Origin of the sequence: Haloimpatiens myeolchijeotgali (assembly GCF_042688525.2) — a bacterium.
Lineage (GTDB): Bacteria > Bacillota > Clostridia > Clostridiales > Clostridiaceae > Haloimpatiens.
This window is the reverse complement of sequence record NZ_JBHWAB010000001.1, coordinates 704,030-719,598: the sequence shown is the minus strand read 5'-3', so window position 1 is coordinate 719,598 and position 15,569 is coordinate 704,030. Positions and strand designations below refer to the sequence as shown.

General features: G+C 29.3%; 12 protein-coding genes and 1 riboswitch. Of the genes, 3 read left to right on the top strand and 9 right to left on the bottom strand.

The window, feature by feature from the left end:
- Positions 1 to 281 precede the first annotated feature (281 nt).
- Positions 282 to 1,703: a carbon starvation CstA family protein gene (locus tag ACFIJ5_RS03460; RefSeq protein WP_379803821.1), complete on the top strand. Its 1,422-nt coding sequence runs from the start codon at positions 282 to 284 to the stop codon at positions 1,701 to 1,703.
- Positions 1,704 to 1,852: 149 nt separating this feature from the next.
- Here ACFIJ5_RS03460 and ACFIJ5_RS03455 read toward each other — a convergent pair whose 3' ends face one another.
- The 7 genes from ACFIJ5_RS03455 to ACFIJ5_RS03425 form a co-directional block, all read right to left on the bottom strand.
- Positions 1,853 to 3,025: a phosphopentomutase gene (locus tag ACFIJ5_RS03455; RefSeq protein ID WP_379803818.1), complete on the bottom strand. Its 1,173-nt coding sequence runs from the start codon at positions 3,023 to 3,025 to the stop codon at positions 1,853 to 1,855.
- Positions 3,026 to 3,569: 544 nt separating this feature from the next.
- The gene (locus tag ACFIJ5_RS03450) at positions 3,570 to 3,893 is read right to left on the bottom strand and encodes a PTS fructose-like transporter subunit IIB (RefSeq protein WP_379803815.1); all 324 of its coding nucleotides are present in this window, start codon (positions 3,891 to 3,893) and stop codon (positions 3,570 to 3,572) included.
- A gap of 118 nt (positions 3,894 to 4,011) precedes the next feature.
- Positions 4,012 to 5,106: a PTS fructose transporter subunit EIIC gene (locus tag ACFIJ5_RS03445; RefSeq protein WP_379803813.1), complete on the bottom strand. Its 1,095-nt coding sequence runs from the start codon at positions 5,104 to 5,106 to the stop codon at positions 4,012 to 4,014.
- A gap of 167 nt (positions 5,107 to 5,273) precedes the next feature.
- Positions 5,274 to 5,711, bottom strand: a complete 438-nt coding sequence (locus ACFIJ5_RS03440; RefSeq protein WP_379803811.1) for a PTS sugar transporter subunit IIA — start codon at positions 5,709 to 5,711, stop codon at positions 5,274 to 5,276.
- Positions 5,704 to 7,740 (bottom strand): BglG family transcription antiterminator, encoded by a 2,037-nt coding sequence (locus ACFIJ5_RS03435; protein ID WP_379803809.1) that lies wholly within the window; start codon positions 7,738 to 7,740, stop codon positions 5,704 to 5,706. Before ACFIJ5_RS03435 ends, ACFIJ5_RS03440 begins: the two co-directional genes overlap by 8 nt.
- Before the next feature lie 243 nt (positions 7,741 to 7,983).
- Complete coding sequence (locus ACFIJ5_RS03430; RefSeq protein WP_379803806.1) at positions 7,984 to 9,042, bottom strand: endonuclease/exonuclease/phosphatase family protein; 1,059 nt, start codon at positions 9,040 to 9,042, stop codon at positions 7,984 to 7,986.
- Positions 9,043 to 9,504: 462 nt separating this feature from the next.
- Positions 9,505 to 11,568 (bottom strand): methyl-accepting chemotaxis protein, encoded by a 2,064-nt coding sequence (locus ACFIJ5_RS03425; RefSeq protein WP_379803804.1) that lies wholly within the window; start codon positions 11,566 to 11,568, stop codon positions 9,505 to 9,507.
- 281 nt (positions 11,569 to 11,849) lie between these two features.
- Here ACFIJ5_RS03425 and ACFIJ5_RS03420 point away from each other — a divergent pair, with 281 nt between their 5' ends.
- Together ACFIJ5_RS03420 and ACFIJ5_RS03415 are read left to right on the top strand one after the other, a co-directional pair.
- Positions 11,850 to 12,197, top strand: a complete 348-nt coding sequence (locus ACFIJ5_RS03420; RefSeq protein WP_379803801.1) for a CidA/LrgA family protein — start codon at positions 11,850 to 11,852, stop codon at positions 12,195 to 12,197.
- A 21-nt stretch (positions 12,198 to 12,218) separates the two neighbouring features.
- Positions 12,219 to 12,911 carry an LrgB family protein gene (locus ACFIJ5_RS03415; protein WP_379803798.1) on the top strand — a complete coding sequence of 231 codons (693 nt, stop codon included), beginning with the start codon at positions 12,219 to 12,221 and terminating at the stop codon, positions 12,909 to 12,911.
- A gap of 161 nt (positions 12,912 to 13,072) precedes the next feature.
- Here the strand turns inward: ACFIJ5_RS03415 and ACFIJ5_RS03410 are convergent, their stop codons facing one another.
- Both ACFIJ5_RS03410 and ACFIJ5_RS03405 read right to left on the bottom strand, forming a co-directional pair.
- The gene (locus tag ACFIJ5_RS03410; protein WP_379803795.1) at positions 13,073 to 14,488 is read right to left on the bottom strand and encodes an NCS2 family permease; all 1,416 of its coding nucleotides are present in this window, start codon (positions 14,486 to 14,488) and stop codon (positions 13,073 to 13,075) included.
- An 82-nt stretch (positions 14,489 to 14,570) separates the two neighbouring features.
- A riboswitch (purine riboswitch) is annotated at positions 14,571 to 14,672 on the bottom strand.
- Positions 14,673 to 14,833: 161 nt separating this feature from the next.
- A complete protein-coding gene (locus ACFIJ5_RS03405) occupies positions 14,834 to 15,427 on the bottom strand; it encodes a superoxide dismutase (RefSeq protein WP_379803793.1) in 594 nt (197 codons plus the stop codon).
- Positions 15,428 to 15,569: the final 142 nt, after the last annotated feature.

Below are 15,569 nucleotides of genomic sequence, written 5' to 3'. Positions count from 1 at the left end.
AATATACTACTTTATATATCAAATAGTATATTATATAATTCTTAAAATTATCTTAAATAATTCTTAAATAAATTTCAGGGACGGTTCTTCAATTTATTGAATTTCTCCAATTTCTTTAATTTTAAATTTCTAAAATTAAAGAAATCAAAACAAAAATTAAAGAACCATCCCTCATACTTTTACCCTTATACTTTTTTTTGTTTGGGTAAAACTATAATTGTATTTTAGACTTTAACAAAATACAAAAGAAAAAATTCAAAAATGAAAAGGAGGTATATATAATGGTATCTTTTTTGATTTCTATAGCAGTACTAATTTTAGGCTTTTTCGTATATGGCAAAATCGTGGAAAAAGTTTTTGGTGTAGATGAAGATAGAAAAACTCCTGCTGTTCGTCTTGAAGATGGTGTAGACTTTGTACCTCTTCCATCATGGAAGATTTTCTTAATACAATTTCTTAATATTGCAGGATTAGGACCTATTTTTGGTGCTATTGCTGGTGCTCTTTGGGGACCTGTGGCATTTTTATGGATTGTGTTTGGATGTATCTTTGCTGGAGGGGTACACGATTATTTTTCTGGAATGCTATCGGTAAGACATGATGGTGGTAGTATCCCAGAGGTAGTTGGGAAATATTTAGGAAACGGCTTTAAAAATTTTATGAGGATTTTTTCAATAGTAGTTCTAGTTTTGGTTGGAGTAGTCTTTATAATGGGACCTGCTGGATTACTAGCTGGTTTAACTCCTAAATCTTTAAGTAAAACTTATTGGATATACATAATTTTTATATACTATTTAATTGCAACTCTAGTACCAATAGATAAATTAATTGGAAAAATATATCCTATATTCGGAATAACTTTATTGATTATGGCATTAGGTGTAAGTGGTGGTCTATTAATAAAAGGTTATACAATTCCAGAAATTACATTAGCTAATATGCATCCAAAGCAATTACCAATATGGCCATTGTTATTTATAACAATAGCCTGTGGTGCTATTTCAGGTTTTCACTCAACACAGTCACCATTAATGGCTAGATGTATTACCAATGAAAAACAAGGTAGAACAATTTTCTATGGTTCTATGATAGCAGAAGGTATTGTAGCATTAATATGGGCTGCTGCTGCAATGTCTTTCTTTGGTGGAACAGGTCAACTCTCTGAAGCTATGGCAGCTAATGGTGGTGCAGCATATGTTGTTGATGTAATATCTAAAACTTTGCTTGGACCAATAGGTGGAATTTTAGCTTTAATTGGAGTTGTTGCCTGCCCTATAACCTCAGGTGATACTGCTTTTAGAAGTGCTCGTCTTATTATTGCTGATTTTCTAAAATTCAAACAAGGTCCAATAAAAAATAGATTAGCTATAAGTATTCCTTTGTTTATTATAGGTTTTATCTTAACCAAAATAAATTTTAATGTTATTTGGAGATATTTTGCTTGGTCTAATCAAACCTTAGCAATGGTAGTATTATGGGCTTCTGCAATGTATCTAATACTTAATGATAAATTTCACTGGATAGCTACCATACCAGCTACATTTATGACTGCAGTATCTATAACATACATTTTAGTAGCTCCTGAAGGATTTAAATTACCTACGTCCTTAGCCTATCCATTAGGAATAGCTTCTGCTATCCTAGCTTTTATACTATTTTTTACACAAAGTAAAAAAGCAAAAAATTTAAAATCTATAAAATAAAACTTAAGGGACGGTTCTTCAATTTTAAATCTTTAAAAAATTGAAGAACCGTCCCTTAAACATTTTTTCAAGCATTTTTGAAGAACCGTCCCTCAACATTCTCAACCATTGCCAAGCATTTTTGAAGAACCGTCCCTCAAGTATTCTATCTATTTTACGATTTCATTTAAGAAACTCTTACCATATTTAATTGGTTTAACATTAAGTATCTCAGCAACAGTTTGACCCATGTCAGCAAATGTTGTTTTTGTTCCTAAATTTACATTTTGTTTTAATGCTTTACCATAAGCTAAGAAAGGTACATACTCTCTTGTATGGTCTGTTCCTGGATATGTTGGATCACAACCATGATCAGCAGTAATGAATAATACATCATCATCTCTCATTGCTTCTAATATTTCAGGAAGTCTAGCATCAAAAGCTTCTAATCCTCTTCCATAAGCTTCTACATTGTTACGATGTCCCCACTTCATATCGAAGTCAACAAGATTTGTGAATATAAGTCCTTTTTTATCTTGTTTCATATATTCTAAAGTTTTATCCACACCATCCATATTATCCTTAGTGTGTACAGCTTCTGTTACTCCTTGACCTGAGAATATATCTTCAATCTTTCCTACAGCCATTACATTACTATTACTATTTTTTAAATTATCTAGTACAGTATCATATGGTGGTGTAAGTGAGAAATCTCTTCTATTTGAAGTTCTTGTAAAATCTCCTGGTTTTCCAACAAAAGGTCTTGCTATAACTCTTGCAACTGCATGTTTTCCTTTTAATATATTACGAGCTTTTCTACACATTTCATATAATTTTTCAAGTGGTATAACTTCTTCATGAGCAGCAATTTGGAAAACACTATCTGCTGAAGTATATACTATAGGATAACCTGTTTTCATATGTTCTTCGCCTAATTCTTCTATAATAACTGTACCTGAAGCTGGTTTATTAGCTAAAGTTTTTGTACCTATTTGTTTTTCAAACTCATCCATTACTTCATTAGGAAATCCGTTTGGATATGTTGGGAATGGATTTTCTGAATAAATTCCACACATTTCCCAGTGTCCTGTTGTTGTATCTTTTCCATTTGACATTTCTGCAAAACGTGCATAACATCCTACTGCATCTTGTACTTTCTTTGGTCCTTTTATACTTTCAATATTTCCATATCCTAGCTTTTCCATGTTAGGAATCTTTAAACCACCTAGTGCATTCCATATGTTTCCTATTGTATTTGCTCCTACATCTCCATATTTTTCTGCATCAGGTAATTCACCCATGCCTACACTGTCTAACACAATCCAAATAACTCTATTTATCATTACAATTCCCTCCTAATACTATATAAATTTGTAAGTAACCTTTTTTAACCTCTTATTTAAATATTTCATCTTTTGTATATATATATACCTATATATTATTTATTATAAATTTTAAATTAATAAAACTGCAAATTTAAATTTAAGAATACCGACATATATTTTAAAATTTTCAAAAATCTAACCGGTTACATATTTTATAAAAAAATTTTGATTGTAAACCAAATTATTTCTTCAAAAACTTTGTCGACAATACTAATATAATATATTTACGCATATATATCAATAGAAATATTGTTCTATTTTAAGATTTTTTTATATTTTTTAATGAAACTTTTTCTAAAATCTACGTAAAATTTTTAACTTCATCTTAGCCCTACAACCCTTTATTCATGCTGGCAATACTGGTTAACTCGTCTCAAAATAATAGCATCATAGTGATAGTAATTAAAAAATTCTTGATTTATAGTATTTAAATATAGAACCGCTTCCATATTTTTAATTATGCTCTAAAAAAATAAAGCCCTCATAAGAGGACTTTTATTTTTTATCCATTTTGTTTACTTTTTACGTATGCTTCAACTTTTTTAAGTAATGGATTTGTCTTTTTAATAACATCTGCTATTGAAACATTAACTATTGGAAGACCCTTAAATCTTTCTTTATTCTTAATTGCTATATCTTTAGTTAATATAACTACATCTGCATTCTTAACATCTTCTGCAGTTATTTCATTTTCAATTCCTATAGATCCTTGAGTTTCTACTTTTACTTCATGACCAAGTGCTTTTGCCTCATTTGCTAAAGCTTCTGCTGCCATATAAGTATGTGCAACGCCTGATGGACAAGCTGTTACTCCTAATATTTTCATATTACTTCATCCCTTTCTTTTTAATTCACCTTATACAGTTCTAAAACCTTTAAGGTTCCATCCTATAATTACACAACTTTTTACAATATATAGGATTCTTATTTTGTATATTTATATTTTATTCAAAATCAAGTTCTATTTCATCATCATTATTGCCTGCATCTGCATTAACAACTTCATCTTTTACAGGTTTCTTTAAAATGTTAACCATAAGAGCTGTTACTGCAACACCTACTAGAGTAGCAATCATGTATCCAAATTTACCTGTAGCTACTGGTAGTACTATCCATCCACCCCAAGGTGCTGGGTTTCCTGCTCCTAATATCATTGCTGTAACTGAACCTGCTGCTGAACCAACTATTATTGAAGGTATAACTCTTATTGGGTCTGCTGCTGCAAATGGTATAGCTCCTTCTGTAATACCGATAAGTCCCATTAATATACCTGCTTTTCCTGCTTCTTTTTCTTCTGATGTGTACTTTTTAGGTGCTAATAAAGTAGCTACTCCCATTCCAATTGGAGGTGTACATATTGCAACACCGATAGCTGCCATTATTTTAAGAGCTATTGGGCTTGCCATTCCTGTAGCTGGATCTATTGTTCCTACCATAGCTGCTCCAAATCCATATGCAACCTTGTTGATTGGACCTCCCATATCAAATGCAATCATTGCACCTAATACAATACCTAATATTATTAAGTTACTAGTTCCTAATCCTTCTAACCAAGCTTTCATTCCTGTCATTACTGAAGCAATTGGTGCTCCTATTACCCAAACTACTAATCCACCAACTACTAATGTACCAATTAGTGGTATTACAAATATAGGCATTACTGAACGCATAATTGATGGTACTTTTATTTTCTTTAAATAATATACAACTATTCCTGCTAATATACCTGCAACTATTCCACCAAGGAATCCTGCACCAATTTGATTTGCTAAATATCCACCTATAGCTCCTGGTGCAATACCTGGTCTGTCAGCCATTGAAAATGCTATAAATCCTGCTAATATTGGAACCATTAGTCCTAATCCTGCAGCACCGATATTAAATAAATCACGTAGTGCTGAGCCTTCTGCTGGTACTGCTGCTGAACCTGATAATAATACTGATAATGCCAATAAAACTCCACCTGCAACAACAAATGGTATCATGTAAGATACACCTGTCATTAAATGTTGTCTGGTGTTTTTCATTAATTCTTTCATTGTATTTTCCTCCTTTGTTTAAAATTTACAAACCTTTACATAGATTTGATATTTAGATTTTCAAAGCATATGAAATTATATCTTTGAAAATCTTAGGAAATTAAATATATTATAAATATGTCAAAATATTATGAACTTTTTGGTAATTAACTATCAATATTTCTATACTAAAGCTCTAATAACTCTAATACCTTGTCTACATCATTTGCTTTTTCTAAATCATTTCTAAATTCTTCTCTCATTATTTTTCTTGAAAGCTGTGCAAGAATTTTTAAATGTGTATCTCCTGCTTCTTTTTCTGGTACAGCAATTAAAAACACATATCTAACATTTTCTTCTTCACTCCAAGCTATTTCGCTTTTTAATCTTGCAAAAGCAACACCTGCTGTTTTTACACTATCACACTTTCCATGAGGAATAGCTACATCAAATCCAATAGATGTTGGATATGTTGCTTCCCTTTCTTTAACTTGTTTAATATAGCCATCTAAATCAATAAGTCTATCTGTATCTTCTATAATTTTTGATAATTTTCTAATAACATCCTCTTTATCTTTTGCTTCCATATCTAGTACAATCATATCTTTTGTTATCATCTTAGTCATTCCCAATACCTCCATTAATAAATATATTTATAATTTGTTTCTTATCATCAGTTTGCATTATTTCATTTATTGCAGTTTCACTATTTAATACTGAATAAAATTTCTTGAAAAAACCTTTAGTTGTATTGATATCTTGAAATTTTAAACACAGCATTATTATTAAATTCAATTTCTGTTTGCTCCACTCTACTGGATTTTTGAGTTTGATAATACATATTTTAGATTCATTTACATAGTCTTGTGTAGAATGTGGAATTGCTATCCCCTTACCTATAACAGTAGAAGCTTTCTTTTCTCTTTGAAGTACATTTTCACAAAAGCCTTTTTTTGCATATCCCACTTCTTCCATGAATTTTCCATAGTATTTTATTATTTCAACAAAATCACTTTTTTCTTCTTCTATAAAACATAACTCTTCTTCTATAACACTATCTGTAATCTGTTTTTCAGTATTTTCACGCAAAAGATTATTTTTGGAATTTTCTATCAATATTTGTTTTATTTTATTTTTGATAATGAAAATATCTCTATCATCTACTAAGTTACTTATATATACCACTTTAGAATTATCTCTCATTGTTGGTATTGTTGTTATAATCAAATCTGCTTCTTCTTTTAATTTATCTCCCAAAGAATTCAATGATACTACTGCAATAATATCAATTTCATCTAATTTTTTTTCAAGTCTTGAAGCTACTAATTGTGAAGTTCCAATACCACTTGAACATACTATAACCGTTTTTACTTTTTCACTTATTCTATTAACTGCTACAGCTATATGAAGTGCTATATATCCAACCTCATCTTCATTAATCAAAATTCCTAATTTCTTTTCAAATATACTGCTGCATGCCCAAGCTGCTCCAAATATATTAGTATATTCTTTTTTTATTCTTTCCAACATTGGATTTCTCAACTTCAATCCATGTTTAAGTCTAACCACTGTAGGTCTCAAATGAAGAATTAATCCTGTTAAGAGTTGTTTATCGTTTGATAAGTTTACATTTAATATTTCGCCAGCAAGATTAATTATTTCCTTGGCAAGTTCAACCAGCTCTTTGTTTTGAGTGCTTAAAAGTAAATTATCTATATTTGAAACACTTGAATTCTCTTGTACTTTTGCTCCTAACATATGAAGTGAAATATATCCTATTTCTGCTTCTGGAAATTTTATTTTAAATTCTTCACTTAATCTATCAATTACCCATTTAGCAACTTCAAATTCATATTTGCTTTTTAGATTATTAAACATTTTATCTTCCATTTTAATTTCTTTTTCATTTTTTACTCTTTCAATAGTTATTGCAATGTGAGTAATCAAATTTATAAATGCTAAATCAGTAAAGTAATATCCTAATTTTTTTTCTGCCTCTTGCACAACTAATTGAATTTTGTATATGTCTATTCTTGGAAATAAGTCTTTAATCTTTTTATAATTTATGAAGTCTATACGATAATCTAATTTTTCTGCTTCTTTTTCTAAATGGATATTGTCATTTCTTTCTATTTCATGGAATAAATCCATCATTGCTCTTCTATAAATTTGTTCATTTCCTTCAATCCAAAGCCCTTGATTAGGCTTACGCTTTAAACTTAATCCACGATTTTCTAGCCACTCTTGTACATATACTAAATCATTTACTATTGTTCCTTTGCTGCAATATAAATCTTCAGCTAAAAGTTGTATTGTATAAGTATATTTATTTTTAAATAATGTTTTTAATATATACTTACGTCTATATTCTGATGAATACATTTCTGTATTTTTTTCTTTATCAGTTATTTCTCTTTTTAATTTAGCTTTTTCTTCTTCATTAACTTCTAACTTTATTCCAACGTTAGGTTTTTTTATAAGTTTTATTCCTTTTTCATTTAAAATTGATTCTATTTCGTTTAAATAATTTCTTATTGTTCGTCCAGACTTTGAAAAAAGTTTTGCAAATTCAGATACAGTAACCGGTTCTTCTTTTTCTAACAAAATATCTAATATTTTCTTTTTAACTAATTCTTTAGAGCTAATATTTATCACCCCAATATTGGTTTGTATTTGTTTATATTAGTATTTGTTTTCTATGACTTTATAATACCATCTACATAACGAAAGTTCTATATGTCAATGTTCAGTATTGTTTCCACATTAATGTGGAAATTTTGCTACAATACTGAAAAATAATAAAAGTGCATGTTGCCAATAAATAAAAAGTGAACCATTCCTGTTCTTATACACCTTTTTATTTACTGGTTTTCATGCACTTATAAAAGTTGAGTTATACTACTTCAATATAAACTCCATCTTTACTGGATTATGATCTGTATATTTGAATTCCAATTGATATCCTTTTACACTTTTTACTTCCACATTACCTGAAACTAAAAATCCATCAATTACTGACACATAATTTTTACCCTCTTCATATGGTCTATCTACAGTTCTATTAGTTGGTATTGATGTATCTGCTGCCCATTTAAAACCTTGTGGTAGAAAATCATCTGGAATCTTCTTTAACCATTCTGGCCATTGTTCTTCAGATTTAAATATAGTTGGGTCTGTTCCCGGCATAAGATGGTTCCAATCTCCTGCTACAAGAACATAATTACCCTTCTCATATTCCTTTTTTATATGCTCTTTCAAAAATCCCAATTGTTGTTTTCTTATCATTCCACCTTTATCATACGCTGATAAATGTGAATTAATAAGTACAAATTCTTTACCATTTTCCACTTTCATTCTACTTTCTATAAAACATCTATCCAACATTGCCATTTGTCTTGGCCATTTTTCTTCTCCTGGATATTTATATCTATTTGCATTTTCTATATTATATTTTGAAAAAGTTACAAGTCCTGAACGTACTTTACCATGCGGCTTAAGTATTGGTACTGGTACCCAAGGCACCTTATAATTTAATGTAAAAACTGATCCATAATCTTTAAAGTTATCTTTTAAATATCCATATTCATTCACATGATAACTTCTTGTTGAATCCTTATCCACTTCTTGAAGTACCATAAAAGATGTTTTTTCTGAATTTAAGAATTTATAAATTCCTTTTAAGTTCTCTAAAGTTTTTTCCTTACTTTTTGATCTTGATCCTTTTCCTCCATCCATAAAAAAATCTTGTCCCTTGTCTAAACCACAATATCCAAGATTATATGTCATAATTGACAATACTTTATTTTTACTTAATGTTTCTTCTTTATTATACTTAATTTCTAATTTCACTACATTATCTGGTTTATAATCTGTAACTGTCATATATATTAAATATGATGCTACTATTGCTGCAACTATCAAAGCTGCACAACCCAAAATTTTTAAAGCTTTTTTCACTAATTTCTACCCCCTTCTTATAAATAGTTATTTTGCCCTAAGTCAAAATTTCGTTGATTATTCACTCAACTTTCACAGGAAAAAAATAGCCGCTACGGGAAATGATATCTTGCTCAGAAACCTTTCACTTCAGTAACAAGTTCTAAGCTTTACTCATATTGAAAAAAGATTTTTTAATTAATATTCCGTAGGAATCAGTAATTAAAAAATAACTTTTTTCAAATTCGTAAAGCTAAGAACTTGTAAACTTTGTTCAAATGTTTCTTACGCAATATATCATTTCCCTTCGCTAGATAGTATTTTTTACTGGGAAAGTTAAATTATTAACTATTAATTATCTTTAAAGTAAAAGATTTCTAAACAATATATTATAAGCTCCCAGTTTAGCATGAGCAACCGGGAGCAAAATTCACTTACACTATTATAAATCGCTACTATAAATAACAGATTTCTAAATCTAAATTACTTTAACTTAAACTTCTTTATTATTAATTCTAAATCATCTACTATATCATTTAGTTCTTGAGCTGTATTTGTTAAAACTTCCGTATTTGCAGTTTGTTCCTCTACTGATGCAGATACTTCTTCTGTAGAAGCTGCTGACTGTTGTGATATAGCAGATATTTCTTGGATAGAAGTTAATACCTCTGATTTATCTTTATCAACTTGTTCAAAATTAGATGCTGCTATTTCTATTTTACTTATTATATTGATAATTTCCATGTATATGTCTTCAAAAGCAATTCTCGATTCTTCTACTGCCTCATTTGCATCTTGTAATGCGCCACTTGAAGCATCTACATTATTTTTTGTATTATTTATTTCTTTTTCTATTTCATTAACTATAGACTCTATTTCTTTTGTAGATTTAGAAGTTTGATCAGCAAGATCTCTAACTTCATCTGCTACAACATTAAATCCTCTTCCTGCTTCACCAGCTCTTGCAGCTTCAATAGCTGCATTTAATGCTAATAAATTTGTTTGCTCCGCTATAGACCTTATTGTTTGTACTATTATACTTACTGACTTAGATTTATTTGATAATGTCTCTACATTATTTACAGTTTTAGCACCTAAATCATTTGTTACATCCATTTTATCAATAAGTTTTTTTACAGAATAAACACCTTTTTTATTTATAGAACTAACATTCTCTGAATAATTTTTTACTTCTTCTATTACTTTAACACTTTCTTTTATATTATCTGAAAAGCTTAATAATTTTTCTACACCATTTTGACAATTTTCAGCTTGTCCTTGTGAGCCTTGTGCTAATTCATCCACAGTTTTTGATATTGCAGTTATAGAATCTGTCAACTGCTGTGAAGAACTTGTAATATCTTGTGAATATTCTAAAGTTTTTTGTGAATTTCCCTTTAAATTAAGTACTAATTCCTTTAAAACTTTTTTTAAATTTACAACTGCATGAGCTATTGTTCCTACTTCATCTTGACGTAATAAACATTTTGCCAAATCTTTATCATCATTTAAATCCAATTTAGCCATTTTATCCACAGCTTTTGTAACTTTAATTATTGGATCTGATATCTTTTTACCAACAATCCATGCTCCTACACATGATAATATAATTATAATGATAGCTATTCCTATTATTACTCTCTGAAGTCTGTTCATATCTTTAAATATGTCTGATTCCTTAACTATAATACCTAATATCTTATGATTTTGCAATCTTATATAACTTAATATATTTCTCTCTCCATTAACTTTTACTGGTACTATACCATATTTATTGTTTTTAACTTTTTGTTCAACATCCCTAAAAATTCCATTGTTTACCTCATTAAAATTATCCTTTATCGTATAATTTTTATGTACTAAATAATTTGATTTTTCGTTTAAAAGGAAAGCATAGCCTTCATCATAAACTTTAATATTAGTTATGTTTTCTTTAAACTTATCAAATTTCATATCTGCACACGCAACACCGTATAAAATATTTCCTTTATATATCGGTATTGAATATGATATTAATTTATTTTTAGATATTGGGTCCTCATATGGATCTCCCCAAACCCCTTCTTTATTTTTAGTAACTCTATTATACCACTCTGCCTGTGATCCAGTTTTAAAAGCCTGCTTATCAATCATAGGCTGAAGCACAAAATTCCTATTATTATTTTGATCCTTGTACCATATTTGATATAAGTCCTTCGTTAAAAATAATGATATTCCATTAATTCCTTCTGCATCTTCCCCCATTTTTTTAATAAATGGTTTAACATTTTCTATATACTGCTTTATATAATCTTTGTCTTTAGAAGCTTTATTTATATCCAATGTATTAGATATATAGCATGTTACCGCTTTCACAGTTTTCTCACAATTATAACTCATAGTATTAAGATTATTTGAGTTATTTCTAGTTATCTCTGTTAATCGCTCCTGTGCTTCTTGTTTAATAACCTGTTTGCTTCTTGAAAAACTTATACAGCCTATTAATAAAGTAATGATTATAGAAGTTAATGCAATAGATAAAACTATTTTGGTACTAATTCTTTTCATTTGTCATCCCCCTCTTAAATCTTTATCTAAATAAACATATCTTTAAATTTTGTATACGTTTATACATGTATAGATTATTATATCATTTTTATCAAAATTTTCATATAAGGCACGATTCTTAAATATTCTTTGAAAACATTAATGTAAAGGATAAAAAACACTGCTAATGTAAAAGTTCTTATATATCTCACGCTTTAAGAAGCTTTACAGTTATTTATTTATACTATATTTTTATTATTAGTATTTAAAAAACATAGGATATTTTGAAAAGAGGTGACAAGGTGAAGCTACTGAAACAATTATGTATAATATTGATAATAAATTTTTTAGGAGAGTTAATACATATTAGTTTAAATACATCCATTCCTGGTAATGTTATTGGTATGATTTTACTTTTATTATTACTTTGTACTAATGCAATTCGTTTATCTATGATAGAGCACGTAAGTGATTTCTTACTTAAAAACTTAGCCTTTTTTTTCTTACCTGCAGGAGTCGGTTTAATTTCTTGTTTAGGAATTCTCAATGGAAACTGGTTAGCTTTTTTATGTATCTGTTTAATTTCAACAATAATAATAATATTAGTTACAGGATTAACTATTCAATTATTAAAAAAACTTAATTTCTAAAATATAAAAAGGAGTACTATTATGACTGAACTTATAAATAACCCTATTTTTGGAATAATGATTTCTTTAATGGCGTTTGAAATTGGCTCCATAGTATATAAGAAGACTAATTGTGCAATCTTCAATCCACTTCTTATAGCTATAACATTAATTATAATATTTTTATTACTTTTTAACATTAATTTTGATTCTTATTACAAAGGTGGAAGCATAATCAATTTCTTCTTAGCACCTTCAACTATAGTTTTAGCAGTACCTTTATATAAAAAAATCAAATTACTTAAAGCTAATGCTATTCCTATAATTTGTGGAATATTAGTTGGAAGTTCATGTGGTATTATAACTATTTTTTATCTTTGTAAATTATTTAAATTAGATAGCGCATTAAGTATTTCGCTACTTCCAAAATCAATAACTACACCAATTGGAATTGAAATTTCAAAACAATTAGGAGGAATTCCTCCTGTTACAGTAGCGGCAATTATAATAACAGGAATTATGGGAGCCGTTATAGGACCTTTTGTATGTAAACTATTTAGAATTAAAGATAAAGTAGCTGTAGGAATTTCTATAGGAACTGCTTCTCATGCTGTTGGAACTACCAAAGCAATGGAACTTGGTGAAACTGAAGGAGCTATGAGTGGTTTAGCTATAGGTATCGCTGGCCTTATGACTGTATTTTTAGCACCATTACTTTTAAAAATCTTATCATAATGCAATCAAAACAGTTAAGGGACGGTTCTTCAATTTTGATATTCTTATCAAAATTGAAGAACCGTCCCTTAACTTTCTCTTAAGTTCTTGCCTTAAATTAAAGACCTGTCCCTTAACTTTTGCTTCACTTCTACTAAAGATTGAAGACCTGTCCCTGACTCTTAGTCTGGTATTAGGATAAATCTTAGGATGAATAAAAATGCCATTATGTACATAATAGGATGTACTTCTTTTCTTCTTCCTGTTGCTATTTTCATTATTGGATAGAATATAAGTCCTGCTGCTATTCCATTAGCTATACTGTAGCTGAATGGCATAAATGCAATTGTAAAGAATGCAGGAACTGCTTCTGTAAAATCATCAAAATCTATTTTTACAACAGCACTCATCATAAGAACTCCAACAATAACAAGTGCTGGTGAAGTTGCCTCTGCTGGAACTATTCCTACAAGTCCACTAAAAAACATAGAAACTAAAAATAGTATTCCTACTACCATTGTAGTTAAACCAGTTCTTCCACCTTCCGCAATACCTGCTGTAGATTCTACAACAGTAGCTAAAGTAGTTGTTCCTAGACCTGAAGCTATTGAAGTTCCAATAGCATCTGAAAATAATGCTTTTTTCATATTTCTAATTTTACCATCACTTTGTATCATATCTGACTTTTGAGCTGTTCCAACTAATGTTCCGATTGTATCAAATAAATCTACTAAACTAAGCGTTATAATAACCATTAATATACTTGTAATAGCGCCTAATACACCACTTCCACCATGTGATAATAATCCTTTAAAATCATACGCAAGAAACGTTTTTCCTATTGTAGGCATTGAAAATAAATTTATATTCGAAATTTTAGTAATTCCCATTGGTATACCTATTGCAGTAGTAGCTAAAATCCCAATTAACATTGATCCTTTTACTTTTCGAGCCATAAGTATAGATATTATTATTATTCCAATTAAAGTTAATATAGTATGTGGATCTCTAAAATCTCCAAAGCTCACTAATGTACCTGGATTAGCAACTACAATATGTCCACTTTTAAGACCTATAAGTGCAACGAATAGCCCTATTCCTCCTGTTATTGCTAATTTAAGATTTTCTGGTAAAGATTCAACTATTTTTTCTCTTATAGATGTTAATGTTATTAATATAAATAATAAACCTGAAATAAGTACTGCAGCTAACCCCTGCTGCCAAGTATATCCCATTCTTATACATACACTATATGCAAAGAAAGCTGTAAGTCCTATTCCTGGTGCTAATGCAAAAGGTAAATTAGCATATAAAGCCATTATAAATGTACCTAACGCTGATGCTAAACATGTGCCTGCAAATGCTGAAGCAACTACTGGATCATTTGCAATTGTTAATATTCCTGCTGCATCCCCTTTTACTCCTGCTGCATTCATACCACCAAATTTTAAAATATTAGGAATTACTAAAAGTACATATGCTACTGTTATAAACGTAGTAATACCTGCTAAAATTTCTGTTTTTACATTTGTATTATTTTGTGATAATTTAAATACTTTTTCTAATAAAGTATTTTTTCTTTTGTTTACTTTCTGCATGAAGCTTGTCCTCCTTATAATATAAAAAAATCCTAGTATCTGGTTAACTCAAAGCAAACCTGATACTAGAATTTATATCCTTATTTCATACAGATTCACTCATAGTGAGAAAATTATTGGTTTTCTCGTAGAAACTCCCGATCCATATCATCGGTATTATATGAGCTCCAAATACTATTGAATTTTACTTTAGTATTTATGATAAAACCTTTCTCTAAAGCTGTCAAGGTTTCTGTGAATTTATACAATATTTGTTATGTTAAAAATTTATTGAATAATACAAACCTTTAACATCAAGCTATCATTTCCCTCATCGACTATTTTTCACTTGCAAAGGTTTAATTACTATTTTTTAGCATTAAATCTATCATTTACTATATTCCAATTTACAATATTCCACCAAGCTTCTATAAACTCTGCTCTTCTGTTTTGATATTTTAAATAATATGCATGTTCCCATAAATCAAGTACAAGTAATGGTACAACACCCCATTGAGTTAAATTTTGATGCTTTTCTATTTGCAATACAACAAGCTCGTTAAATGTAGGATTCCAACAAAGTGCTGTCCATCCTGAACCTTCTACTGCTATTGCTGCAGCTGTAAATTGACTTTTAAATGCTTCATAATTTCCAAAATCCTTATTAATTTGATCCATAATGGGACCTGTAGGATTTCCTCCAGCATTAGGACCTATATTTTCCCAGAAAAGTGTATGTAAAATGTGTCCTGACCCGTGAAAAGCTATTTCTCTTTCTAAGTGTTTAATTAATGTAAAATCATTGTTTTTTCTAGCTTCTTCTAACTTTGTTTCAGCATTATTTAAACCATCTACATAAGACTTATGGTGTTTATCATGATGAATTCTCAAAGTTTGTTCATCATAATAAGGTTCTAATGCATTATATTCATATGGGAGATTGGGTAAAGTGTGTGGCATGCTATCACCTGCTTTCTTATTTTTTTATCTAAAATTTGCGTAATACTCCAATCCTCTAAAGGACAGCTTAGATTGTCAATCTTCCATCATGAAACCACCACTAATAATTGGTAGTTCACTCAATTGTTAATATCCTCTTATA

Bases quoted from the DNA above. Each gene is read 5' to 3' on its own strand.
- ACFIJ5_RS03440 (WP_379803811.1), bottom strand. From the start codon at position 5,711: ATGACTAAGATGATAACAAAAGATATGATTGTACTAGATATGGAAGCA.
- ACFIJ5_RS03415 (WP_379803798.1), top strand. From the start codon at position 12,219: ATGACTGAACTTATAAATAACCCTATTTTTGGAATAATGATTTCTTTA.
- ACFIJ5_RS03450 (WP_379803815.1), bottom strand. From the start codon at position 3,893: ATGAAAATATTAGGAGTAACAGCTTGTCCATCAGGCGTTGCACATACT.
- ACFIJ5_RS03455 (WP_379803818.1), bottom strand. From the start codon at position 3,025: ATGATAAATAGAGTTATTTGGATTGTGTTAGACAGTGTAGGCATGGGT.
- ACFIJ5_RS03445 (WP_379803813.1), bottom strand. From the start codon at position 5,106: ATGAAAGAATTAATGAAAAACACCAGACAACATTTAATGACAGGTGTA.
- ACFIJ5_RS03425 (WP_379803804.1), bottom strand. From the start codon at position 11,568: ATGAAAAGAATTAGTACCAAAATAGTTTTATCTATTGCATTAACTTCT.
- ACFIJ5_RS03410 (WP_379803795.1), bottom strand. From the start codon at position 14,488: ATGCAGAAAGTAAACAAAAGAAAAAATACTTTATTAGAAAAAGTATTT.
- ACFIJ5_RS03405 (WP_379803793.1), bottom strand. From the start codon at position 15,427: ATGCCACACACTTTACCCAATCTCCCATATGAATATAATGCATTAGAA.
- ACFIJ5_RS03460 (WP_379803821.1), top strand. From the start codon at position 282: ATGGTATCTTTTTTGATTTCTATAGCAGTACTAATTTTAGGCTTTTTC.